The sequence below is a fragment of the Bacteroidota bacterium genome, assembly GCA_020402865.1.
Classification (GTDB): Bacteria; Bacteroidota; Bacteroidia; order Palsa-965; family Palsa-965.
Genome location: JADBYT010000004.1, coordinates 1 through 23521, shown reverse-complemented (window position 1 = coordinate 23521; position 23521 = coordinate 1). Strand labels below are relative to the sequence as shown.

Annotated in this window: 16 protein-coding genes; 9 read left to right on the top strand and 7 right to left on the bottom strand. The window is 49.7% G+C overall.

What is annotated here, in order from left to right:
• Positions 1 to 43: 43 nt before the first annotated feature.
• The 4 genes from IM638_03355 to rnr all read right to left on the bottom strand — a co-directional run bounded on the left by IM638_03355 (position 44) and on the right by rnr (position 8851).
• Entirely contained in the window at positions 44 to 1000 is a 957-nt protein-coding gene (locus tag IM638_03355; protein ID MCA6362047.1) for a hypothetical protein, read from the bottom strand.
• A gap of 60 nt (positions 1001 to 1060) precedes the next feature.
• On the bottom strand, positions 1061 to 1333 hold the full coding sequence (locus IM638_03350) for a hypothetical protein (protein ID MCA6362046.1): 273 nt from the start codon (positions 1331 to 1333) through the stop codon (positions 1061 to 1063).
• A gap of 175 nt (positions 1334 to 1508) precedes the next feature.
• Positions 1509 to 4043, bottom strand: coding sequence for a T9SS type A sorting domain-containing protein (locus IM638_03345; protein MCA6362045.1), 2535 nt, complete (start codon positions 4041 to 4043; stop codon positions 1509 to 1511).
• A gap of 2483 nt (positions 4044 to 6526) precedes the next feature.
• The gene (rnr, locus tag IM638_03340; GenBank protein ID MCA6362044.1) at positions 6527 to 8851 is read right to left on the bottom strand and encodes a ribonuclease R; all 2325 of its coding nucleotides are present in this window, start codon (positions 8849 to 8851) and stop codon (positions 6527 to 6529) included.
• Positions 8852 to 9067: 216 nt separating this feature from the next.
• Between rnr and IM638_03335 the strand changes: the two genes are divergently transcribed.
• The 7 genes from IM638_03335 to IM638_03305 all read left to right on the top strand — a co-directional run bounded on the left by IM638_03335 (position 9068) and on the right by IM638_03305 (position 16141).
• Positions 9068 to 12037 (top strand): gliding motility-associated C-terminal domain-containing protein, encoded by a 2970-nt coding sequence (locus tag IM638_03335; GenBank protein MCA6362043.1) that lies wholly within the window; start codon positions 9068 to 9070, stop codon positions 12035 to 12037.
• Between the two features lie 124 nt (positions 12038 to 12161).
• The gene (locus tag IM638_03330; GenBank protein ID MCA6362042.1) at positions 12162 to 12668 is read left to right on the top strand and encodes a transcriptional regulator; all 507 of its coding nucleotides are present in this window, start codon (positions 12162 to 12164) and stop codon (positions 12666 to 12668) included.
• Between the two features lie 64 nt (positions 12669 to 12732).
• On the top strand, positions 12733 to 13149 hold the full coding sequence (locus IM638_03325) for a hypothetical protein (protein MCA6362041.1): 417 nt from the start codon (positions 12733 to 12735) through the stop codon (positions 13147 to 13149).
• 27 nt (positions 13150 to 13176) lie between these two features.
• Positions 13177 to 13695: a hypothetical protein gene (locus IM638_03320; GenBank protein MCA6362040.1), complete on the top strand. Its 519-nt coding sequence runs from the start codon at positions 13177 to 13179 to the stop codon at positions 13693 to 13695.
• A 3-nt stretch (positions 13696 to 13698) separates the two neighbouring features.
• Positions 13699 to 14556 (top strand): DUF393 domain-containing protein, encoded by an 858-nt coding sequence (locus IM638_03315; GenBank protein ID MCA6362039.1) that lies wholly within the window; start codon positions 13699 to 13701, stop codon positions 14554 to 14556.
• The gene (locus IM638_03310; protein ID MCA6362038.1) at positions 14553 to 15236 is read left to right on the top strand and encodes a DUF2071 domain-containing protein; all 684 of its coding nucleotides are present in this window, start codon (positions 14553 to 14555) and stop codon (positions 15234 to 15236) included. The genes IM638_03315 and IM638_03310 overlap by 4 nt, the downstream gene beginning before the upstream one ends.
• The gene (locus IM638_03305; protein ID MCA6362037.1) at positions 15200 to 16141 is read left to right on the top strand and encodes a hypothetical protein; all 942 of its coding nucleotides are present in this window, start codon (positions 15200 to 15202) and stop codon (positions 16139 to 16141) included. The genes IM638_03310 and IM638_03305 overlap by 37 nt, the downstream gene beginning before the upstream one ends.
• 42 nt (positions 16142 to 16183) lie before the next feature.
• Here IM638_03305 and IM638_03300 read toward each other — a convergent pair whose 3' ends face one another.
• The gene (locus IM638_03300) at positions 16184 to 17686 is read right to left on the bottom strand and encodes a C10 family peptidase (protein ID MCA6362036.1); all 1503 of its coding nucleotides are present in this window, start codon (positions 17684 to 17686) and stop codon (positions 16184 to 16186) included.
• Positions 17687 to 17916: 230 nt separating this feature from the next.
• Complete coding sequence (locus IM638_03295) at positions 17917 to 18648, bottom strand: T9SS type A sorting domain-containing protein (protein ID MCA6362035.1); 732 nt, start codon at positions 18646 to 18648, stop codon at positions 17917 to 17919.
• 95 nt (positions 18649 to 18743) lie between these two features.
• Here IM638_03295 and IM638_03290 point away from each other — a divergent pair, with 95 nt between their 5' ends.
• Positions 18744 to 20201, top strand: coding sequence for a hypothetical protein (locus IM638_03290; GenBank protein ID MCA6362034.1), 1458 nt, complete (start codon positions 18744 to 18746; stop codon positions 20199 to 20201).
• A gap of 2 nt (positions 20202 to 20203) precedes the next feature.
• Here IM638_03290 and IM638_03285 read toward each other — a convergent pair whose 3' ends face one another.
• Positions 20204 to 22297: a hypothetical protein gene (locus IM638_03285; protein MCA6362033.1), complete on the bottom strand. Its 2094-nt coding sequence runs from the start codon at positions 22295 to 22297 to the stop codon at positions 20204 to 20206.
• 108 nt (positions 22298 to 22405) lie between these two features.
• Between IM638_03285 and IM638_03280 the strand changes: the two genes are divergently transcribed.
• A partial coding sequence (locus IM638_03280; GenBank protein MCA6362032.1) for a hypothetical protein occupies positions 22406 to 23521 on the top strand: 1116 nt, incomplete at its 3' end.

Sequence of the window (23521 nt, the reverse complement as noted above, 5' to 3'; positions counted from 1 at the left end):
AAGTATAGTGCATAAACTCGTGCTCCTTATTCAAAAACGCAGGTTAATGTGCAAAAATAGACCCCGAATACAAATACGGATAAGGACTGCCCGGAAGATGCTCCATGTCGGGAATACGCGGCGAAAAATTGCGGTAATGTGTAAATAATACTTCATCTGTCAAAAACAGAAACAGTACATCCTCGCCCGATTTTATTTCCCGTTTGTTCGACACTTCAAAATGAGCATCCTTTGAAAATCCCATATACATAATCAGCGGCCCGGAAAAAAGTGTAACACCATTGTCCGAAAATACGTGTATGGAATCATTGGATGTGAGGGCATAATACCTAAGCTTACCTGCGTTATCATAACGTACCAGCGAGTCGCCAAATCGTTCGGATATAACTCGCCCTCGTCTGTTTGTGTAGCACCGGTAGTTTGGTTTAAGTAAAAACTGCCGGCTGCCGTTATCTCTGCAAACAACAACAGAATCGGTATAAACTTGCAGTACAGGCAGCCCCCTGCGGTTGAAATACAGGATACTGTCGTGGGTTTCGGTAATGGCGGGGTTGCCGTTCCTATAATAAATAGTTTTTGCAAGTATGTCCGACGTGTGCATAAAACCGCCGAAATCGCACACAGAATCGTTTTTCAGGGCAATCACCACATGAGTAGAAGCCGGCAGTCTAATGTCATCTGCCGAACGGCGATTGTGAATAAACACCTTATAATATTTGTCGTCACGGCTAAGCTTGTTGCTGTAAAAAATAGTACGGGTATAGGAAGAATCTGATTTAATGAGCACAACGCTCGAATCAGATATAAATCCGTAAGCCTCGCACAACACTGTGCGCCCTTCGCCGCGAAGGACAATGTGCATGCCGGTTCCTGATTTAAGTGCTTGAAATGCAGCAATAACATATTTCTCCGGTTCCCACAGATCATAGTAACGCAGTGATTTCTCGGAAATAGTAATATCCACATCAAACAGGTTGGTGGATTTTTGATAGGATGACACGATTTTTTTGTGAAACCGGTCATCTTCTACAAAAAAAGAAACCAGCGAATCGGTAACATACTAAGCCCACAACGAACCATCGGCCGCCCCTTCGTAAATCAGGTGTGGGCCCTGTTTTTTTCCATTAATGGTAAGATTTACCGAATCGCCGTGTGCTTCCCGTACTACAAAAGAACACGAAACGCCGTCCGGTGCGTTTATGTGGTAAATCATACCCTCTAAAGAAGGCCCGGTGCTTGTTGCGGATAAGGCAAAAACCATTAAAGAATCTTTCGGTTGGGCATGTGTGAGGATGGCCATGCCAAGCAAAAAAACGGAAAACAAGGTTCGCATGTAAAGACAAGATTGATTTAATATACATCAGACTTTTGTGCGACTTGTGGAAAAGAACAGCTCCTTATTCATCAGTAAAAGGCGCGCTATAAGTCTTATATACAAAGTCAATAACGCCGGATGCGGAAAAAGTAACAGGCATGTAGAAAAATAGAATGAACAAAATAGCCGGCATTTAATGCACCAAAATTACCTTCTCGCGCCGCACAGCGTTTCCGCTGCGCAATTCAAGCACATACACACCAGCAGCCAGCGCACGCAAATCTATTTCGGTGGCCGAAGCCATTACCTGCTGCGCATACACCACACCTCCCAGCGGCGAATACAAACGCAGCTCTGAGCCATCGACCACAGAAGTAACAGCCGTAATGGTTTCGGCGGCCGGATTAGGGAAAACCCGCAGCGGCAGTTCGACCACAGGCTCTGCTATACCAATAGGCCCGTTATAATTAACCAATGCCGTATTGGTAATAATCGGCGCATTGAAATCGAAATAAATGGCGGCCGAGTTTGGTATAATCGTTCCAAACGGATAATTACCTGCCGGCTTTATCCGAAACTGAAACCAGCCCTGCGATGCGGCATAGTTGGTGGCACTGTCGGTAAGCTGAATATTCGGAAAGTACACATTCAGCTTACGACCCGAAAGCGACCAGTTGTATGCATGGCTTGCAGCAAGAAATTGAAACGAAGAAGAATCAAGCAGATTGCTGAGCTGATCGGCAACGGCAATGTTAAGGGCAGGAGCAGTGCCGTTGTTTTGAAAATGCACAGTATAGGTGTACCAGCCATTGTAACCCTGAGAAACCACGCCGGGGAACACTTCTTTCTGGTTAGGATCGTATGAATTAGTAACCGGATAACAATAGTTCAACACATTATTCCCCGGCGAAACATCTGTTCCGGTACCCGTAACAGTTACTGAAACACAAACCGTGTCGCCAATCTGCGCCAGCGAATCTGTGCGGAACTCAAGCCCGATGGCAGCGTCAAGATCAAATGTGCCGTAATTGCTGACCGTATAGGTAAAGGTTGTTCCGCTTTGCACCGGAGTTTGAGCGCCGGGAAGAATACCAGCATAACTCACCGGCCCGGATATCGTTACGGTTACTTGTCCGCTTTGCCCGGCCCCGCACGGAAAGCCGGTTAACGAAGAAAGATCGCCAGCCAACACCCGCACCTGATGAAGTTGTGCCGGAAACACCATGCCCGTTGTAAGCACCGAAAGCACCGCCGGATCATAACTTCCCGTGCATCCGGCTTCCACATTAAGCCCCTGAACTACCGGATTGTTTCCGGTTAACGAAATGTTTTGCGAAAAGCCTCCCGGACACGAAGAAGAAAGAAACGGAACGGTTGATTGATCAACCTGTAAAGTGAAATTACCGGGAGAACCTGACGGCAACCCGTATGCGCCGGAAGCTGTTGTGCTGCTCTGATAAACCGGACTGCCCGCACTGTTCAAAAGCCGCACCGTAACATGCTGCAGGGCCGCGTCGCTTACAGAAAAAATGCAGTCGCTATTCAGATCATCATACACAGCGCCATACACCGCATTCACCACCGGACAGCCGCCCGGGTTCGACGGCAGGCACAAAGGCATGGAGAGCAAAGCGGGCTGACTGGTCATCCAGGCGGTGTAGTTGGGTAAACACTGCAACGGATTGGGCAAAACAGTACCGCTCAGAAAACCTGCCGGATCCGGCAGCTGAGGCAAACAGGTTAACTGGTTTGAACTGCAGTCGAGCAAAAAAAGATTGCGGGGAAAGCTGTCTATCTGTGTTAGCAAATTGTTTGCGCATTTAAGCAGGCTCATTGTCGCTGGCAAAACAGGTAAAGCAGAAAGCTGATTGGATGAAACATCGAGCTGACTTAATGATGCCGGAATTGAGGGCAGCGAAGTAAGGTTGTTGCCGGAAGCAAACAGCACGCCTAAGTTCTGCGGTAATACAGGAAGCGTATTCAGATTATTGCCGTCGCAGATAAGTGTGCCTAGCAAAGGAGGCAAAGCTGGCAGTGCGGTAAGCTGATTGCCCGCGCAATCAAGCCCGTACAGGTTTGAGGGCAGCGCCGGAATGGAAGTAAGCTGGTTGTTGGCACATTTCAGGTCTAAAAGGCCAGAAGAAAGCGGCGGCAATGAGGTGAGCTGGTTGCCACTCACACCAAGCGCAGACAATCCGTTATAGCCCGGCGGAATAGACGTAAGCGAGTTATTAAATACCCGCAATTGCCATAATGTGGCAGGTAAAGCAGGTAAAGAGGTGAGGCCACAATTATCGCAGATAAATGCGCTAAGACTTTGAGGAAATACCGGCCAGCTTGTAATATTCGCATTCCGCAATGTAATATCTGATAAGCCCTGTGGAAGCGGCGGCAATGTGGTCAGCGGACAATCAATCGCACCAAGTGTAAATAAGCCGGAGGGAAGATTATCCAGCGTAGTGAGCGACGTGCAGTAACTTACGTCGAGTATGATCAAAGAATAGAAATACCGCAGACCATATAAGTTAACAATGTTCGGGTTCGAAATGGTTATTCCCGTCTCTCCGGTAATTGTGCTGCAGGTTGTATCAAGCATATTTCCATTCATACAGAACGGATAGTAGGTCTGCAGCCAGTTTGCAAAAGCAGTGTCCGGAATGGTTACATACTGCGCCTTTCCATACACAAACAGAAACGAGGCGAAGAAAACGAGGATAGTTTTTTTCATTGAGAAACGGGGTTGGGACAATGCAAGATACAAAAACGGAAAAGAACTACTGCAATCTAGAAAATACAAGAAGCAAGAATTACCGGGAGTTCATTATTTGCGTTTCACAAACGAGCTTTTTCAACTATTTTGAGGAATCAAAATAGCACTCTGGCCATCTGAAATAGGGAGAAACAGATTTTTTTATTTCGTAAACACGTATTGATTGTTTACCGCACCAGTGTTCAAAATCAGAGTTGCCTAATACGAGACACACCATCTCCATCTCGCCGACAATGTGCTTAAATTCCTTAATGTAGAACATGTTAGCGGTGAAGATGTGTCCTGAAATAGATTCAATAGTATCTCCGGCAGCGTACACACGAACAGAATCGTGATCAATTAGAGCATAGTAGCTCAATTCTCCAGCATCATCATATTTTACAAGCGAATCCCCAAATCGCTCCGCAATTATTTTTCCGCTGCGGCTGCTATATCTTCTATACTCCGGGCAGTAAAACAAAAGTTCGCTTCCGTCTTTTCGAAAAAAGGTTGTTGAGTCGCCCAATATGCTTAATACAGGCTTGCCTCGCTTGCTATATAGTAGTAAGGTGTCTTTTGTTTGGTAAGCGGCACGCTGATTATTTTTGTAATACACCGTAGCCGATTTTGTCACTACAACTCGACTCCCATTTTCGCGTGACGTCGTTTTTTCGGGACTCAATAGTTGGGAGAAGGCTAACTTTCCATTTCTGTAGGTGCTTGTTACAGAATCGCTGTTCCAGTAATACACCTTCTGTTTGTTGTTGTATTCTTCAGTGCTAAAATAGCTGCAACTCGTATCGCGCCGTGTAAATTTTGTTTTTTCTTTAATTACACATTCGTTAAATAAAAGCTCATTAGCGGTATTAAAAAGAGAAATCGTTATTCTGCAATTTTCAGGGAAAAAGGGATATAAAACATATGAAACAGCATTTGATTGATATTCGTCATAATCAAAAAGGGTTTTCTCACGGATTGTGATTATTACTTCAAAATTTAACGGCAAAGTTTCATTGATTTTACCGGGAATTTTTTTCCCTGACGGGTCCTCAATATACACTCCACAAATTTTCCCTGAGGAGAAGTTTCCCCAAACAGCGGCACGCCCCGCTATTCCAAGAAAATGCAGACCTTCTCTTATCCCATTTACAATGCGATTAATAGTGTCTTGTTGAATAGCTCTTACAAGAAACACCACTCGCTTTCCGCTTGTATGTTCTTCCAGAAACCAGGTGCCGATTGTTATCTCATCTTGCACCGGAAGCTTAATCGTATGGCGAATAATAAGCAAACTGTCATTTTCCCAAAACAAAGCTGTTAAATCCGGATCAAGGTTATCAACTTCCCAGCCGTGTTTTTTCCCGTTCTGCCACGAAACCGATCTTTCAATTTTATTCCTTGTCAGATAAAAATTTTCCACACCATGAAGCAGACCATTTTTCAAAAAATATTCATGCTTCAGAAAACCGTCTGGTCCATATATACGATAACGGGCGAGGCTATCTTTTTGCCCTGAAATAACAGTGTCTTTCATCGCCGAAATGCACCAATTCACAATTGGTAGCACCCGCCGCCCTTTCGGGTTGGAATGAATAATATTGATAAGCCCAAACTGAACACCCGAAACGCGGTTGCTGCGATTGATTAATCCAAACTGAACACCGGAAAGCTTTTCAGTCCGGCAGAACGCTGCGGTCTGCAAGCCGTTGAATTGTCCCCTGCTTTTATTGCGCAGCAGCGAAACGGAAAAGCCGTTAAAACCCTGCGACGCATTGTTGTAAATTGCAGATAACGCAAGACCTGAAGCATTGCCGTTAAAATGATTCCCAATTCCTGAAACAGTAAAGCCTTGAAAATCCCCGCCGTATATACCCACAATGCCACAACCCGCAAATCCGATAAACGAAGCATCATATCGATGCCCGATGCCGCTTAAAACAACTCCGTTAGCAATTGATGAGGTTTGCCAAACACCGGCGGCGGAAAACCCGTTAAGCTTACTGTTTGCTGCAAATAAAGAAAAAGGCGCTAAACCGTCCAGCGTATCCACATCAATTGCTAAACAAGGGCCTGCCATTCCTCGCAAATGAGAAGCTGTGGTAAAGAACGGGTTAAACAAAACCCCGTTTACAATTCCGTAAGGGGATAGTAAACCCACACCTATTCCCAAGCCATTCAGCTGTTTCGCGCCGCCATCAATACTCAGTTCAAGGCCATTTATGCAGTAGCCGGATGTGTTTTGTCCGTAATAATCTGTAGAGCCGATAATGGAAATGCCGGATACATTTTGGCCGGTGTAATTCCATTTGCATAAAAAAAAGCGCGCCGAATTACCGGATGTTGAAATTGTATCAATGCGATTGGAGAGACTATCTCCTGCTTGCGCATGCAAACGAACAGGCAACAGATATACTGCGAAAACAAAAATGCACCCAAGCATCTGCACCAAATGCAGCCAACGCCTACCGCCGCTTCCCGCCGGTCTTCCCTTTCCCCGATTTTGGCCTGTTTCCCTTATCATTTTTACCACCACTTCTGCGCGGTTTTGTTTCGTCCCAGCCGCCGGTAATTTTAAACCCGCTGCCGCTGCCCGAAGCCGCTTTCGCCGGCATATCGGCCAGTTCAAAATCAAGTTGTTTTTTAATCAGGTCGGCGGTTTTAACTACGATGCGCACCTTATCGCCAAGCGAAAACGTGCGGCCGCTTCTTACGCCGCGTAAGCAATAACGCTCCTGCTCAAAAAAGTAACGGTCATCCGAAAGCGTTCTGATGTGTACCATGCCCTCGCACTTGCTCTCGGCCAGTTCCACAAAGAAGCCAAACTCCGTAACGCCCGACACCATGCCGTCAAACAGTCCGCCGATTTTATCCTGCAGAAACTGCACCTGTTTGTATTTTATCGAAGAGCGTTCGGCATCGGCCGCCATTTTCTCGCGGTCGGAACTGTGTTTGCACAGCTGCTCAAGCACGGCGCTGTCCATGGGCGCCTCGTCTGACTTGCGGCCGGCATCCGCGTCCAGATAATATTGCAGCAGGCGATGTGCAAGTACATCCGGGTAGCGGCGTATGGGTGAGGTGAAATGCGTGTAATACTTAAAGCCCAGGCCGTAGTGGCCGATATTGTCGGTTGTGTAAATAGCCTTGGCCATGGCGCGTATGGCCAGCGTTTCAATCATATTGGCCTCGGGCTTGTCTTTCACATCACTCAGCAGCTTGTTGAGTGAGCGCGAAATGAGCTGCTCGTTGCCGGTCTGAAGTTTATAGCCAAACGTGCCCACAAATTCCGAAAACTCTTTTACGCGCTGCGGATCGGGTGCGGCGTGAACGCGATATACATACGGGCGGCGCAAATCGTGTACCTGCTTTTTCTTTTCGGCGGCGGTTTCGCCCGCGCGGCGGCGCAGCGTCACAAACTCAGCCACACGGCGGTTGGCCAGCAGCATGAAATCTTCGATGAGCTGATTCGAGTCTTTCATGACTTTGAAATACACGCCGGTCGGATTGCCGTGTTCATCGAGATGAAACTTTACTTCTTCGCGGTCGAACGTAATGGAGCCGTTTTTCATGCGCTCGTCGCGCAGCTTCTTGGCCAATTTGTCGAGCAGCAAAAGTTCTTCGCTGAAATCGCCGGGCTTGCCTTCGAGAATTTCCTGCACTTCTTCATACGCATAGCGCCGCACCGAGTGAATAACCGTACGGCCAAACCATTCGTTGTGAATGGTGGCGTTTTCGTCGAGTTCAAAAACAGCCGAGAACGTGAGCTTATCTTCATTGGGCCGCAGCGAACACACAAAATTCGAGAGAATTTCGGGCAGCATCGGCACCACGCGATCCACCAGATACACCGATGTGGCGCGCTCTACGGCTTCCTTGTCGATAATCGAGCCCGGCTTCATGTAATGCGACACATCCGCAATGTGTACACCAACTTCCCAATGTCCGTTTTCTAGTTTGCGCACAGAAAGCGCGTCGTCAAAATCCTTCGCATCCACCGGGTCAATGGTGAAGGTGGTTACGTGGCGGAAATCACGGCGTTTGGCAATTTCTTCATCCGTAATTTCCGTAGGAATGCGGTCGGCCATTTTCTCCACATCGGCGGGAAATTTCCACGGCAGGCCGTATTCCACCATAATGGCGTGCATTTCGGTGTTGTTGTCGCCGGCATTACCCAAAACGGCCACCACTTCGCCGTGGGGCAAATCAGAAGGATCGTCCCAGGCAGTAAGTTTTACAACCACTTTCTGCCCTTCGGCTGCTTTCCCGATTTTGTCTTTTTGAATCAGAAAATCCGGCAATTTCCGGTTATCCGGCACAAGAAAAGCCACGCGGGCCTCAATATGCAGTGTGCCCACAAACTCGGTGCGGGCGCGGGTTACAATGTCAATAATTTCGCCCTCTTCGCGTCCGTCGCCACGTTTGCGGTGAAACACCTTGGCGGTTACAATGTCGCCATGAAACGCACTGTTGGTATAGCGGGCGGGGACAAAAATATCTTCGCCGCCTTCTTCGGGAATTACATACGCTGCGCCCGACTGGGTCATATCCACCCGGCCCTGCACCATGCGTGAAGACGTTTTGCTGCGGAACTTTCCGCGTTCCACTTCTTCGGCAAGCCCTTTTTTTGTGAAGTCGTCGAGCAGCAGAATCAGTGCCTGCCGCTCTTCTTTTTCAGTAACGCCCAGTGCGGCTCCGAGTTGTTTATAATTCCAGGCTTTGCCGGGATGACTGTTTAATACTTCAAGAATATCTTCAAAAAGGTGGCGTTGTTTTCGGTTTTTTTTTGCCATTACAGAAACACAAATGAATAATCTAAAAATTCGGGAAAGGAGACGGAGAAGAATTTTAATAGTGAGGTGTGGATAAAAGTAGGGTTAAAGGCTAAGATTTGTATCCCTATTTTTCTATATTTGTTAACAAATAACCAGAAACTTTTCTTTGTTTTGTAGTTATAGGTGCGCAGACCCAAGGCATGGGTCGTGTATTTATTGGCAAAAAAAACACACATGAAACACCCTTACAAACCCTCAAGGCGGCTTTTTCTTCCCTTGTTTATGCTGATGGCATTGCTTTTCGGAGCGGCCCAGCAGGCAAAAGCCTGCCACGCGTTACCCATTCTAAATGTGGTAGCAACCACATCGCCCACCGGCCTTACCCTTACGGGCGATTCAGACCCGGCTACCTGCGGTTGCGGGCCTTACTGGATGGAAGTAGAAGTGGCTTGTTCTCCCACGTCGTTTATTGGAACCCCCCCGGCTCCGAACTCGCCGTTATGGGGTACTAATCCGTGGTACCACTCCACCCTTAATCCACCGTCAGCCGAGGCTTGTGTCCTCGAGCCTTATTTTCCGGTGTTTATTCCTTACGCACAGCTGTGTCCGGGAACGACCTATTACTATCGAATAAGGGAGTTTGTGGAGGCCTCTGCAACTACAGGCAGTGCATGGTCCACGGCGGTAGCGTTTACCACGCCCGGCTCACCTCCGGTAACTACCATTCAGGCATCCAGCGCTGGTCTTTATGCCGGCTGTCCGGGCGATGTAATTCAGCTTCAGGCTAATATTACCGGCGGCTGCCCCGGCGCCACATTCCAGTATTCCTGGGCCCCCGTTTCGGGCATTATCGGTTCGCCCAACCAGCAAAACCCGCAGGTTGTGCTTGGCGCTACCAACATCACTTACACCGTAACAGTTACCGGTGGTTGTGTAACAATTACTTCTGCCGATGATACAGTGGGTCTCACCGTAGGGCCTCCGCCCATTGCCGGTGTGGCCTCTTCAAACCCGAACATCATTTGTGCAGGCGATACGTCGCAAATTCTGCTTCAGGGAAACACTTCGCCAAACCTGCAATGGTATGTGTCCACTACCGGTTTGCCGAACACCTTCTTTACAATAGCCGGAGCCACTTCGCCCACGTATAATACCGGGCCAATCAGCTCCACACTGTTCTATCAGGCCATTGTTACCGGTACAGGCTGGCCCAACGGCTCAGGCTGCGGCACATCAGCGTCTAACATCGTTCCGGTTACCGTGAGTCCGGCGCCCACAGCCAATGCGGGGCCCGATATTACCATTTGCCCCGGTGGCACAGCAACGCTTAACGGTTCCGGCGGTACCTCCTATCAGTGGTCAACCAGCCAGACCACCAGCAGCATCAGCGTTTCTCCCTCTGCTACCACCACTTACACACTTATTGCCGCCAACGCACTCGGCTGCGACGACGATGATCAGGTAACCGTATTTGTGGCTCCGGCTCAGGTAACGGCAAGCCCCAACGTAAGCATCTGCTCGGGTTCACAAACCATTCTTATTGCCACCGGCCAGCCCGGCATGTCGTATAGCTGGCAGCCGGCATCAGGCATCCTCGGTTCAACTACACAGGCCAACGCCACAGCTAATCCCACAGTAACCACCACCTACACACTGGTGGGTACAAACGGAGCCGGCTGTAGCGATACAGCTTTTGTAACAGTAACGGTAACTGCTCCGCCGCAGGTAAGTGCCACCGCATCGGCCAGCCCCATCTGCGCTGGTGGCACATCAATACTCACGGCCACCGCACAAAGCAGCACCACATTCACCTGGACTCCCGGACCCTTTACCGGCGCCACATACACCGTTAACCCGATTGTTACTACCACCTACGTGGTTACTGCAAACACCAACGGCTGTATTGATACCGACACGGTAACTGTTGTTGTTGACCCGGTACAGTCAATTACCGCCGGCCCCGACTTCTCTATCTGTTCAGGAACGCAGGGAACAATAGGTGTGCCCCCGCAGGCTGCCGGTTCAACCTATTCGTGGACAGGCCCCGGCATTGTGGGTTCAACCACGGGCTCAAGCGTTACCGTTCAACCTACAACCGGCCCGGCGTCTTATTCGGTTACAGTAACCTCGGCCAACGGTTGTATTTCTACCGATGTGGTTCAGGTAACAGTATTCTCGTTGCCCAACGTTACGGCCTCTGCCACAGATAATACAGTATGTGCGGGTTCAAACACAACCCTTACTGCTGCTGGCGCAGCCAACTTCCAGTGGATTCCCACAGTTGGCCTAGGCAACCCCAACTCGGGTCAGACTTCTGCCAACCCGCCCAACAATACCAGCTACACCGTAATCGGTACCGATGCGAACGGTTGTACAGACACGGCAACGGTAAACATCACCATTCTGCCGCTACCCGAAATTTATCTGGAAACCACACCGTCAAACTGTGGCGACAGCACCGGCACCATTACCCAGCAGGCAGTGCTTGCCGGTACAGGTCCGTTTACTTTCCAGGTTAACAACCAAACTTACAACAGTATGCCCATAACCGGACTCACCGGCGGCACCTACAACGTAGTAACAACAGATGCAAACGGCTGTGTAAACAGCGGTCCGGTTACTATTAATACTGTAAACACGGCTACCGTACAAGCCAATGCCAGCACTATTTTTGGTGTGGCTCCGCTCACGGTTAATTTCAACGCAACCTCATCGCCGGGTGTAAATAACTATGCCTGGAGCTTTGGCGACAGTTTGCAAAGCACCTCAAACCAGCAGAGTCCCTCGTTCACTTACACCTCGCCCGGTGTATATACCGTGTATCTCTCCGGCTGGAACGATATTCAGGGTTGCGAAGTAATTACCGCCATTTACATTACTGTTGTTGAACAGGCCCAGATTACCATTCCGAACGTGTTCTCGCCCAACGGCGATGGCCGCAACGACGAGTTCCAGCTTAGTGTAAACGCGGTGAAGAGCATCGACGTAATTATCTTCAACCGTTGGGGTAACAAAGTTTATGAAGGCAATGTGAGCGGTTTACCCGGCGGCCAGCAGGATGTTACCGTGTGGAATGGTCTTACCGGCGCAGGTAACATGGCTGAAGATGGTGTGTACTACTACACGATCACCGCAGTTGGCTACGACGAAGAAACCTACAACTTTGCCAGCTTTGTACACCTGCTCAAAGAGCGTGTGAACTAACCAAAGTCACATTTATATATAAAACGGCGATCCGCAAACGGGTCGCCGTTTTGTTTTCGGGCCGGGAACAAAAATAATTTTCAAAAAGTTTTGAAAGTTCAAAAAACGTATTTACATTTGAATCATGAAACTCGACGAAGCGAAAGAGAAGTTTATACAGGCCTGGGGCACCCTCGGATCAAGCTGGGGCATCAGCCGTACAATGGCGCAGGTGCATGCGCTGTTGCTCATTTCGCCCGATGCGCTCAGTGCCGAGGAAATTATGGAGCAGCTTAGTATTTCCCGAGGTAATGCAAACCTTAATGTGCGTGCGCTTATCGACTGGGGGCTGGTGCAGAAAGAGCTTCGTCCCGGCGAGCGGAAAGAGTTTTTTGTGGCCGAGAAAGACATCTGGAAAGTTTTCCGCCAGGTAGCTAAAGAACGCCGCAAACGCGAGCTTGAGCCCATGCTGCATGCGCTGGAAGCCCTGCGCGACGTGGAGGCCGCTAAAGGTGACCGTGAAGCAAAAGCATTCAACGACACTGTTGAAGGCATTTACAAACTCGGCACTAAAGCCGACAAAACCCTTGATACCATGATTAAGGCCGACGAGAACTGGTTTCTTGGAACCATCATGAAATTAATGCGCTAAAAAATTTGCCCCAATAGTTCAAAAATTATTGAAAGTATAATATCTCACATAAAAACGAAACAAGATGAAAACATTAATCAAAGATACAGACCGCACGCTACAGCTGATTCTATTGGTTTTGATCGGTATTGTGGGCGTAACTGTTTTAGGCTGGATGCTTCTGATGTTTTTATTCCCTTTACTCGCGTTGATTCAGCTGCTCAGCGCTGTTTTGCGAACGGCAGAGAGTATTGGGAAAAAAACAAACAACAGAAGGTTTTATTTCACCTACTGGATTATGGTTGCTGTGTGGGCAATGATCAACGGTTTTATCTGGGCTCAAACCTCATTCCGTGATAGTGTTCTGTCGCAAATGGGCCTATCAATTCTGATTGCTGTTTATTACTACAGCGGAATCAGGACAATTGATAAAAGCGAGGAAGTTGAGCAGGAGAGAATTGAAATAGCAGAAAACCACCGCCTTGCGGAGATGATGAAGTAATTAGAAACGCATATAAAACCCAAAGCCATGAAAACCGCACAAACCACCATAGAAAACACGCTGCAGGCCGTGCTGCTGTTTCTCTCTTTGTTTTTCATGCTCACGGTTATTCTTTCGCCTTTAGCGTTGTTTACCATGCTTGGCCTGCTGGTTACCCAGCTTATAAGTTCTATTGACCGGGCGGCAAACGGTAAAAAAGGCGGATACACTGTGTTTTATATACTCTACTGGATTTTTGCCGGTATTGGAGCTGTGGCTACAATCTGGTTGCTTTTTGCCGGCGAAATCGGCATCACGTATCGCGTTATGCTTGGCTTGCTGGCGGTAATGCTTTGCTACTTCATTGTATCGCTTACCGACAGCAACAGCCGCCTGCAGCAATTTCAGCAAACCAGTTACATGCAGCAGCAATTTGGCGGCCAGTATCAGGCGCAGCTCTGGATTGCCTATCAAAACGAAATGGCGCGGCAGGCATGGGAAAACGCGCAGGCATGGAACAATTACTACCAGCAGTACTACGCACAGCAGCAAACGGTAAAATACTAAGCCATGAACACCGCAAAGAAAATTCTGCTCTACGATGCCGAGTGCCCGCTTTGTGAGGCTTATTCTTCGGCATTCATCAAAGCGGGCATTTTACAGGCCGATGAGCGCCGCACGTTTTCCTCATTGCACAATGAATCGTTTATGTGCCGGGTTGACAACCAGCGGCAGGGCAACGAAATTCCGCTGGTGGATGTAAACGGCGGCACAACCATTTACGGTGTGGATGCTTTGCTGCATCTGCTGGGCCGCCGCTGGCCGCTGCTGCAGCGTGTGTTTGCCAAAGGCCTGATGCGTTGGATGGCCGGCCGCGTGTATTCATTCATTTCCGACAACCGCCGCATTATTCTGGCCCGCCGTTATGCTACGCTGGCACACAGCTGTGCGCCGCAATTCAGGCTGCAGAGCCGGGCGCGCTTTATTGTGTTTTGCGTGTGCGCGGCGGTGTTGATTACTGCGGCGCTGGGAGCGGGTCTTGCGCATGCACTCGGCCAAAATACCACACACACTGTGCCTGCCGCGCTGTTTGCCTGCGGCGCAGGCTGGATACTCCAAATGACAGCCGCTCTCGCCAGCCTGCGCCGCAGCGTGTGGGACTACTGGGGCCACTTAGCCATGCTGCAACTGCTTGGCGTGCTGGTGCTGCTGCCCGGCATTGCATGGCTGTTTGCCGCACCGGGTTCCGGCCTCGTTGCCATTGTCGTTTGCATAGCTGCCAGCAGCAGCATTATGCTTCGCGGACATATACGCCGTGCTGCGCTGCTGGGCCTTTCGCAACGCTGGACAGTGCTTTGGGCTGCGCTTCTGCTGAGCTCGGCTGCCGCAACTACATATTATTACATCCACTTCATTTACAGCGTATGAACCTCTTGCGAAACATTCCCATCACCTTCAGCGGACAACTGCATCAGATCCGCCTCATCAATTTTTATGTGGATGCAGCCGAAGTGCAGCATCGTCTTCCTGCTCCGCTCAAACTGCGGCTGTTTAATGGCCGTGCGCTTGTTTCAATGATTAATGTAAGCCTGCAACACATGCGCGCGTCGTTTATGCCGCAGGCGCTCGACTTCAATTACTACCACGCCGGTTTTCGTTTGCTGATAGACGATTCGGAACTCAATGGCGGCGAAGCAAAGGGTGTGTATTTTCTCGAGTCGTTTACCGATAAGCCGCTCATGAAAACCGGCGGCAATCTGCTTACACACTATCGTTTCTCGCCGGCAAAAATCAATGTTATCCAAAACATGCTTGAGTTGCGCAGCGGCGATAAATTTCTGAACTGGGCTATTGACACGGCACACAGCGGAAACGATAACGAAGAACTGCGCCAGACCATTGCCACCATTGACCGCGCTTATTCGGTAAACAACGGACGTGTGCAAATGGTGCGTATCCTGCGTGAACGCTGGCCCATACGCCCGGCCGAAGGCTATTTGTTTGAAACCAATTTCTTTGAAACGGCCCGGTTTGCGGGTGCGTTTGTAGTAGATCAAAAAATAGATTACACATGGCTACCCGCAAGCGAAATCCGTTGCGCATCCTGATTCTGGGCGCAAACGGTCAGGCCGGCCGCATCCTGTTTTGCAAACTGCAAACACATTTTCCCCAGGCCGAAATTATAGGCGCTGTGCGCGCTGCACATTTTCACTTCGAAGGTGTGGGCGCAGGTGGCCGTGCGCATTCAGTGATATTCGACATACACCGGCAGCCGTGGAGGCTGGGGCCGGTGGATGTAATTATCAATTGTATTGGTGCACTGCGTGGCAGCGAGAAAGAATTGCTTCATGTACACGGCGGCACCTCGCTGGCCATATTGCAAAACCGGGCGGCAATGGGAAACCCGGCCATCATTCAGGTATCGGCATTGGGTGCCGACGGAACTAACCCCTCCGCGTTTCTGCGCAGCAAGGCGCTTGCCGATGCTGTGATTTTGGGGCAGGAACGTACCTGGGTGATACGGCCGTCGATACTGTGTACGCCCGGCACCGTGCTGGTGCAGCGCATACGTACACTACGTAAAGCGGCGCAGCTGCTGGGCAAACACATCTGGCTGCCGGGCACCGTGCTGCGCACAAAAGTACAACCCCTCGCCGCCGACGATTTTGCAACCCTTGTGGCCGAAATCATCAGCACTGAACCCGCGCAGCGCATTGTAGAAGCAGGCGGTAAAGACGTGTATAATTTCGGGCAGTTGCTGCGCATGGCGGGCGTGCATACGCACACGCTCAACCACTACATTTTTAGCCTGGCAGCAGCGTTGTTTCGCCCCGCACTTTCATGGTTTATTTCTTCCGAAGAAATGAAACTCATGGGCATAAACAATACGGTTACGGTGAGGCCCGGTGCCGGTGCATTGCGCTGCCGCATTTCATCCACAAAGGCTTTCTGGCAGCAGCAGCTCAATCCCGCCACGCGGCAAAAAAAAGATTTCAGTACGGTGTTTGCCTGACAGGCACTAACATGCGCTGAAAGATGGAATTTAAACAGCCTCTTATTCCACCACAAGTTTTGTCATTCCCCGTCCTTCCTCATTCCGTAATTCAAGCAGATAAACCCCTCGCGGAAGCGGGCTGATGTCAAGTACGATCACATTTCCGGAAACAGTACGCATATACACTTCGCGCCCGGCAAGATCGCGTACAAACAGCGTGGCCCTGGTGTTTTCAGGTCGTTGTATGGTTACTTCGCTATTTGCGGGGTTTGGATAAAGCGTGAAAGATGAAGGTGATTCGGTTTGTGATAATGCTGTAGTGATACTGCCGTCCTGCCACACAAAAATGGTATCGCTGTAAATGCCGGCGTTTACAACCACGTAGCCGTTTCGCGGTGCGGGCAGCACATTGAGTGAACAGGTAATTGATGGCGTTGCATTTCCTGTGCCCGATGCAGGAGATACAGTAATCCACGCAAACGGATTGCTGGTTGTCCAGCCGCCCCAGCTGAAGTACGTAATGTTTGAAACAAGTGTGCCGCCTGATGCCGTGTAGCTGAGCGTATCGGGAGCTGCCGTGAGTGGTGAGGCCTCCTGTTTAATTACAACGGTGTCGGTATCGTTCGCATTCTGCACGTAGATGTAGCCATAACGCACAGCGCCATTATTTACCTGCGGGGTAAATGTGCTTCCGTCTGAATAGGAAAAGTAACCCGCACTGCCCGATGTAAGAGCAGGCGTAATCCACGAAACAGATGTAGTGATTGTCCACGGCAGAGTAGAGGAGAATTCCAGCGTAGTAAGCGGAGCGCCTGCGGTTACCGTAATTGTATCGGCGGCGGTTTCAAGATCGCCGGCAAGCGGACGGATCATGAACATAAAATTTGACGGCGTGAAATTACCTTGTGCATTTGTTACGCTGGTAATGGCATAATAACCGTTGTAAAGTCCGCCCCAGCCAAAGTTTACATGAAACTGGCTGGAGGAATTATAGCCGTCGATGAGGTAAAAATGATTTCCGCCTTTGCAGTAAACCGGCCGGCCGGCATCGAGTTCAAGTTTAATCGCATCAATAAGTTCCTGTGTGGTATTAAACAGAAATGTGGCCGAAGAATACAGGCGTGGCGAATAGCGGTAATAGCGTTTCAATACTTCGGAGCCGAAAAATGAGTTTGAGCTGATTCCGCTGTACTGCATATCGCAAGCGGCGCCGAGATGTGCCATTAGCTGTGCCACATCGGCATTTGGGCCGGTTACGTTGTTGGGCATGGCGGCATAATTGTAGTTCTGTGCCGCAAAATTCACACACTGCGAAGGCAGGTTGCTGTTGCAATGCGAGCCGAAGCCCGTTGCCGGATACGCATAATACTTACAAATCATTGCCATGGCTGTGGCGTTGCAGCCGGTGTATGCTTTTCCGCACGCCCCGCCCGATGAAACGGCGGGGCACGAATCATTGTAATAGCATACCTGATTCCATGTGGTGGCAATAAACGGACTTACCTGTGCATGCAGCTGAAATGCTGCCGAACATGCGAAGACAAAGAGCAGGCGTATCATCATGCGCAATGGTATTGATGAATACCAAATTTAATGTTATGCACACAATACGGCCAAACAGTGCGGCGCATTAATCGTATTCACACGGCATTGCCTGCTGAGATGCACACAGAAACGGGCGTAAAATACGCGGCGCAAAGAAAAGGAAGAGGCTTAGAAACAGAAGAGAGCCGGACACTCGCCGAGAGAGGGCCGTACACGGTGTTTGCCAATCGTGCAGGCCGGTTCTCTCTCTAACGAATGATGCGGATAAAATTGCGGCTGCCGTCTTCATAACGACATTCCAGGATATATATGCCCGACTCCCAGTGCTCTGTATTTACTGGCTGCGGCGCATAAGGCGACTGGTAAATTATACGCCCCTGCACGTCGCGTATGAGCATGTATTCGGGAGAGGGGTGGCCGGGAATCACCTCAATGTTCAGATGCTGGCGTGTGGGTATGGGGAAGCACTTTATTCCTAAAGGTCTGCTGCGCGGATTTTCATTTATGCCGGTTCCATCAAGCACAAACACAGGAACCACAATCGAATCGCCGGTATCAAACTGCGGGTCTGATAAAATGGGCCAGATTACAATTACATTGCCTCCGATACGAAAAGCGCCCTGTTGTGAGGGATGCTGAATTGCAAACTGAAAAATGATCGGAACGGTATCAAATGGGTTAATGATTGCCTGCGGATAAACCTGATAAAGAAAGTTGACGTTACCGTTACCCGTATCAACATATCCGGCAATGGTAAGCGTATCGTTATACAACAGCGGGCTAAGGTTTCCGAGCACGGCCCCGGCAATAATTGAATCGCCGGTAGAAACGGTATCGGGCAAACCAATTAACACCGGGGGATAAAAGCCGATAAAATTCTGCGCACGCATCTGACGCGGCATGGCGCACAGGAGAAATAGTAAACCGGCAAAAGCCAGCAAACGGGCAGAACCAACAGATAAAAAGGATCGAATACTCATAGGCCGAAACGCATTACAACTATTACAAGTTCAAAAATAAGCGAGGATATTCAAATAAAACACCTAATTTTCGAGAAATCTTACGTGTTCAAGCCATGCAGGTATTACAGCAGATTATCGGATCGATGAACAAGGAGGAGGTGCGCCACCTGAAACTATACATGAGCCGCACCAACGCCAGCGACGACCGGAAAGATATTGAGCTGTTTGATTATATACGCCACAACCACGAAAACTACGAGGAGTCGCGCATACAGCAAAAGCTTTACAAGGGTAAAGATAAGAATGCGCTGTACCGGTTAAAAAACCGGTTGCTCGACGATGTGGGGCGTAGTCTGGCGTTGCAGTATCTTGATGAAAATGAATTCGGGCAAGTGGTGCATTTGCTTACGCTGGCCCGTTTGTTTGTGGGTCGGACGCAGCCAGCGGTTGCATTGCATTATTTACAGCGTGCGGAACGAAAGGCATTGGCACTCGACAGCCTTGAACTGCTTGATCTGGTATATGGCGAATACATTCGTTTTTCGCAGGAAACGCCAGAGCAGAATCCGGCAGAATATATTCGCAGGCGCAGGCAGAACCGGGAGCAGCTTAACAAGCTTCAGGAGATAGACGATATTCTGGCCGAGGTGGTTTACAACGTGCGTATTTCGCAAGGGTTTTCGAAGCAAAATTACCGAATGATTGACACGTTGCGAAAAAAGGCAACAGCATTCTCGCGCAGTAAAGCCGGCCGTACCAGCACGCAGCTGCGATTCAAGGTTTATCACTCGCTCAGCCGCGTACTGCTTCAGAAAAACGACTTCGTTTCGCTCGAAAAATACCTTCAGCAAACCGTTGAGGAATTTACCACTGCCAAACTGTACAACAGAAACAACCACGATACCAAGCTGCAGCAGCTTACGTATCTGGCCAACGCCCAGTATAAAAACAAGAAGTACGACGAGTCGCTTGCTACTGCCGCGCAGCTTCAAACGGCAATGAAAGAGTATGGCGGTTTGCTGCACGACAAGTTTCTGATGTATTATTACAATATTCTTGTAATTAATTATTCGGTAAAAGACCGCGACAAAGCCATTGCCATTCTCAACGAGGCAAAGGAAAGTGCTGTGATCAAGAAGTTGCCGTTTTATCTTGTTTTCATCTACTTTAATTTATCGGTATTGCATTTTGATAAGGCCGATTACAAGACGGCGCTTCGCCACCTTACCCGCCTTAAAATGGAGCAGGGCTACCCCACGCTCGACGAGCAGCTGCGCATGAAGATTGAGGTGGCCGAACTGATTATCCGCTTTGAGCTTGAAGACTTCGATTTTCTGGAGCGCCGCATGGCTCAGATCCGCAAAGATTTTGCTTCACTTATGAATACGCGAAGCGGAAAACGCCAGCAGGAACTCATGAACATTATTACCGCTATGATGAAACTGCAAGGCAGTGTGCGCCGCGACAAACCGCTGCAGCGAAGCATTCAGAAGTTTATTGATGCCGCCAAACGCAGTCCGGAAGAAGACGTAATCAACTACACGATCTGGCTGCAATCGCGGCTGGCCTGAGGTTACTGATTTGCGCTGCGTCTTTTCCCTGCGCGTTTTCCCGACTCGCGCTGAAACTCGGAGAGTTTGTTTTGCCAGTATGCGGCGCGTTCGGCATTGCCGTGTTGCTGATAATACATGGCAAGCTGATACATGCGCATCTGATTGGTTGGGTTAAGTTCGGCGGCTTTGTCCATGAAGGCTACAGCCGCAGCCGTATCGCGCTTCAGCATGCTTACGTTCATCATGGCCGTGTAGGGCAGCTCTGATTTCGGGTTGTTGGCAACCGCGCGGTTGAGCAATGCCATAATCTTTGGTTCGGCTTTGCTGTCGGCCGCAAACATAAGTTTTGAAAGCGGATCGTAAGCCGCCGAATAGGCCGAGTCGCTGGCAATGCACTTGCGCAGAAAATACATGGCAGAGTCAGGCTTACGCAAACTGTCGTACGACATGCCCAGGTTAAAAAGGCCTTCGGTATAATCGGGCTTGTGTACAAGCGCCTGCCTGAACAATGGCACCGCACTTTTAAAATCGCCGAGGAAATAATACGTAGTGCCGTAGTTGCTCCAGGCGGTGTAATACTTAGGTGCAATTACGGTGGCCTGCCGGTAATAATCGCGTGCCTGTGCAAAGAGTGTACGGGCTGAGTCGCGCTTCATTTTCCCCACATTAAACTCGTTTATATTGCCCGACCGGCGACTGTTTTCAATATAGGATTTGCCTTCAAAATCAAGTCGCGCACCGTCGGCCGAAAGCAGTGAGCCGTAAAGCATGTTTGCCTTTGCCGATTCGGAAAGGTATTCCATATCGTTGCCATAAAGCGAGTGTTTGTCTTCCCAGTCTTCGTTGCGCACCATTGTGCGCAGCGCATACAGCGCGCCAAGCCCCAGCAGCACCATGCGCACACGCGAGGAGTGTGCTGCAGACCAGGCAAATTGTTCGGGTGCAAGTTTGAGCAGTTTGAAAACACCCCATACCAGCACAATGCAAAAACCCAACACGGCAATATAGGCAAAGCGTTCGGCCATAAGCCCCGGAGCGGGGGTAATGAGGTTGGAATAGAAGAAAACAGAAACGAGGTAAAACAAGATACCAAAGCTGAGAATAGTGCGCTTACGCAACTGCCACAGCCCGAGCGCCAGCAAACCAAGATGTACGAGCAAACCGGCAATGGCCACCGGATCGGCCCAGGTTGCCAGCGGTACATAACTATGCCCGTAATAATACACCAGCGGATGCGGCACTATATGCAGCCAGAGGTAGCGGCCAAGCACATGTGCAGCAGTAGCCATGCGCGCCACAAAACCGGTATCGCCGGTAATCGGGTTTTCAAAGGTTTGGTATTCTCTCACCGACTCCGGCAATACGCCGTTTTTAATGAGCAGTACCAGTCCGGCCACCGCTACCAGCGGGAGCATATAGAGCGCAATTTGTGTGAATTTCCGGCCACTGAAGAACCAGAGCGCCAGAGGAATGAGTACATAGAAAGGCATGATTGTGGCCTTTGCCAGCATGCCCGCCATAAACGTGAGCGGATATAACACCGCCAGCCACCACTTGCCGGTTTCCATAAACCGCCACAACAGCCAGGTGCTGCCCACACCAGCCAAAATGGCCAGCAGCTCATCGCGGCATTTAATGTTGTCAACCACCTCTGTGTGCAGCGGATGTAAAAGAAAAAGCAAGGCGATAAAAAACGAAAACCAGTTGCCCTGCGCATGAAACCAGCGCCGCAGCAATGCAAACAATAACATGACGGTGAACGCATAGAGCAGCACATTCACAAAGTGGCTTACCTCCGGATGCTCGCCGAACAGCTGTATTTCAATGGCAAAAGACGTGAGCGCCACCGGACGGTACGAATAGCCCGACCCGTCGTTGTTGTAAAATGTGCGGGTGGTAAAAATTTTTGGAATGGCCTTTATTCCCTGTTGGGTGTACTTGTTGCTGCCCGCCGTGTAAAACTCATCATCGAGCGCATATTTATTGAAAATACCGTTGCCGAAAACGATAAACGTAATAATCAGAAGTGCAAGGGAAAACCCGTGGCGCCGCACAAAGCCTTGTTTTGCCAAAGCCGGGCTTTTTTTACTGTTTGAATTTTTCTTTTTCGACATAAGTTAATCAACAGGAAGTGTTAAAAGTAAGTAAAAACAACCGGCGCTGATTAGCCTGAATCGTTACATTTGTTAAAACAATTCCCCCAAACTTTACATTCCCTCAAAATGAAACACATTTTACGATTGCTCATTTTTCTTGCATTTGTGTTTGCGGCAAAAAACACGAATGCACAATGTGCAAATGACAACGTACTTGCGCCCGGAAATTTAACACCAACGGCAATTAATGTGCCTGTCGGACAAACCATCACGGCCGGGCAGTATATGCTTGCGTTTGTGGAGGCTGGCGCAGCTTACACGGTAACAACCTGCTCAAGCACGTCTTCATTTGATTCGCAGATTACCGTTTACAACGACGCAACCGGCGCAGTGCTGGCCTACAACGATGATTTTTGCGGATTACTTTCATCCACCACATTTACACCCACTTTTTGCGGGTATGTACGTGTACTTGTTGATCGCTTCTTCTGCACCACCACAGCGGATACCTGGCTCGTGGAAATGACCAAAACATCGCCCGGAGCCGGTTTGCCCTCGCTTACTGCTTCGGCCGACATTGGGGCCTGCGCCGGCAACACCGCAACCATTGGTATCAACAACAACGGCTCCGGAGGCACATTGCCCTACACGTTCAGCTGGCAACCCGTCACAAACCTGGCTGTGCCCACGCAAGCTCAAACCACGGCCACAGTCACGGCCACAACCACGTACACACTCACGCTTACTGATGCAAACGGATGTCTGGCCACAGACACCGTGCTGGTTTCACTATTTCCAAACCCCGCTGTAAATCTGGGCCCCGACACCATTGTTTGCGGCACATCTGCCTTGCTGGATGCGGGTAATGCAGGCAGCAGCTTTCTCTGGAGCACAGGTGCCGGTACACAAACGCTTACCGTTACCCAGCCCGGCAGCTACAGTGTTTCCGTGCTTACTTCGCAGGGATGCACGGCTTCAGACAACGTAGTAGTAGGCTTCACCCCGAACCCGGTAGTAAGTGTATCCGACACGGTAAGTTGTTCTGATACGGTAGTGCTTACAGCACCTTCAGGCTACACGAGTTACGCATGGAGTACAGGCGATACTACGCAGATCACCTCTGTAACCGCCAACGGCAACTATGCCGTAACGGTAAGCAACGCCAACGGCTGCAGCGGCACAGACTCTGTACAGGTTACCCTGAGCCCGGCGCCCTCGGTAAACCTTGGCTCTAACGTAACC

Bases quoted from the DNA above. Each gene is read 5' to 3' on its own strand.
- IM638_03350 (MCA6362046.1), bottom strand. From the start codon at position 1,333: ATGCGAACCTTGTTTTCCGTTTTTTTGCTTGGCATGGCCATCCTCACA.
- IM638_03345 (MCA6362045.1), bottom strand. From the start codon at position 4,043: ATGAAAAAAACTATCCTCGTTTTCTTCGCCTCGTTTCTGTTTGTGTAT.
- rnr (MCA6362044.1), bottom strand. From the start codon at position 8,851: ATGGCAAAAAAAAACCGAAAACAACGCCACCTTTTTGAAGATATTCTT.
- IM638_03335 (MCA6362043.1), top strand. From the start codon at position 9,068: ATGAAACACCCTTACAAACCCTCAAGGCGGCTTTTTCTTCCCTTGTTT.
- IM638_03330 (MCA6362042.1), top strand. From the start codon at position 12,162: ATGAAACTCGACGAAGCGAAAGAGAAGTTTATACAGGCCTGGGGCACC.
- IM638_03325 (MCA6362041.1), top strand. From the start codon at position 12,733: ATGAAAACATTAATCAAAGATACAGACCGCACGCTACAGCTGATTCTA.
- IM638_03320 (MCA6362040.1), top strand. From the start codon at position 13,177: ATGAAAACCGCACAAACCACCATAGAAAACACGCTGCAGGCCGTGCTG.
- IM638_03315 (MCA6362039.1), top strand. From the start codon at position 13,699: ATGAACACCGCAAAGAAAATTCTGCTCTACGATGCCGAGTGCCCGCTT.
- IM638_03310 (MCA6362038.1), top strand. From the start codon at position 14,553: ATGAACCTCTTGCGAAACATTCCCATCACCTTCAGCGGACAACTGCAT.
- IM638_03305 (MCA6362037.1), top strand. From the start codon at position 15,200: ATGGCTACCCGCAAGCGAAATCCGTTGCGCATCCTGATTCTGGGCGCA.
- IM638_03300 (MCA6362036.1), bottom strand. From the start codon at position 17,686: ATGATGATACGCCTGCTCTTTGTCTTCGCATGTTCGGCAGCATTTCAG.
- IM638_03295 (MCA6362035.1), bottom strand. From the start codon at position 18,648: ATGAGTATTCGATCCTTTTTATCTGTTGGTTCTGCCCGTTTGCTGGCT.
- IM638_03290 (MCA6362034.1), top strand. From the start codon at position 18,744: ATGCAGGTATTACAGCAGATTATCGGATCGATGAACAAGGAGGAGGTG.
- IM638_03285 (MCA6362033.1), bottom strand. From the start codon at position 22,297: ATGTCGAAAAAGAAAAATTCAAACAGTAAAAAAAGCCCGGCTTTGGCA.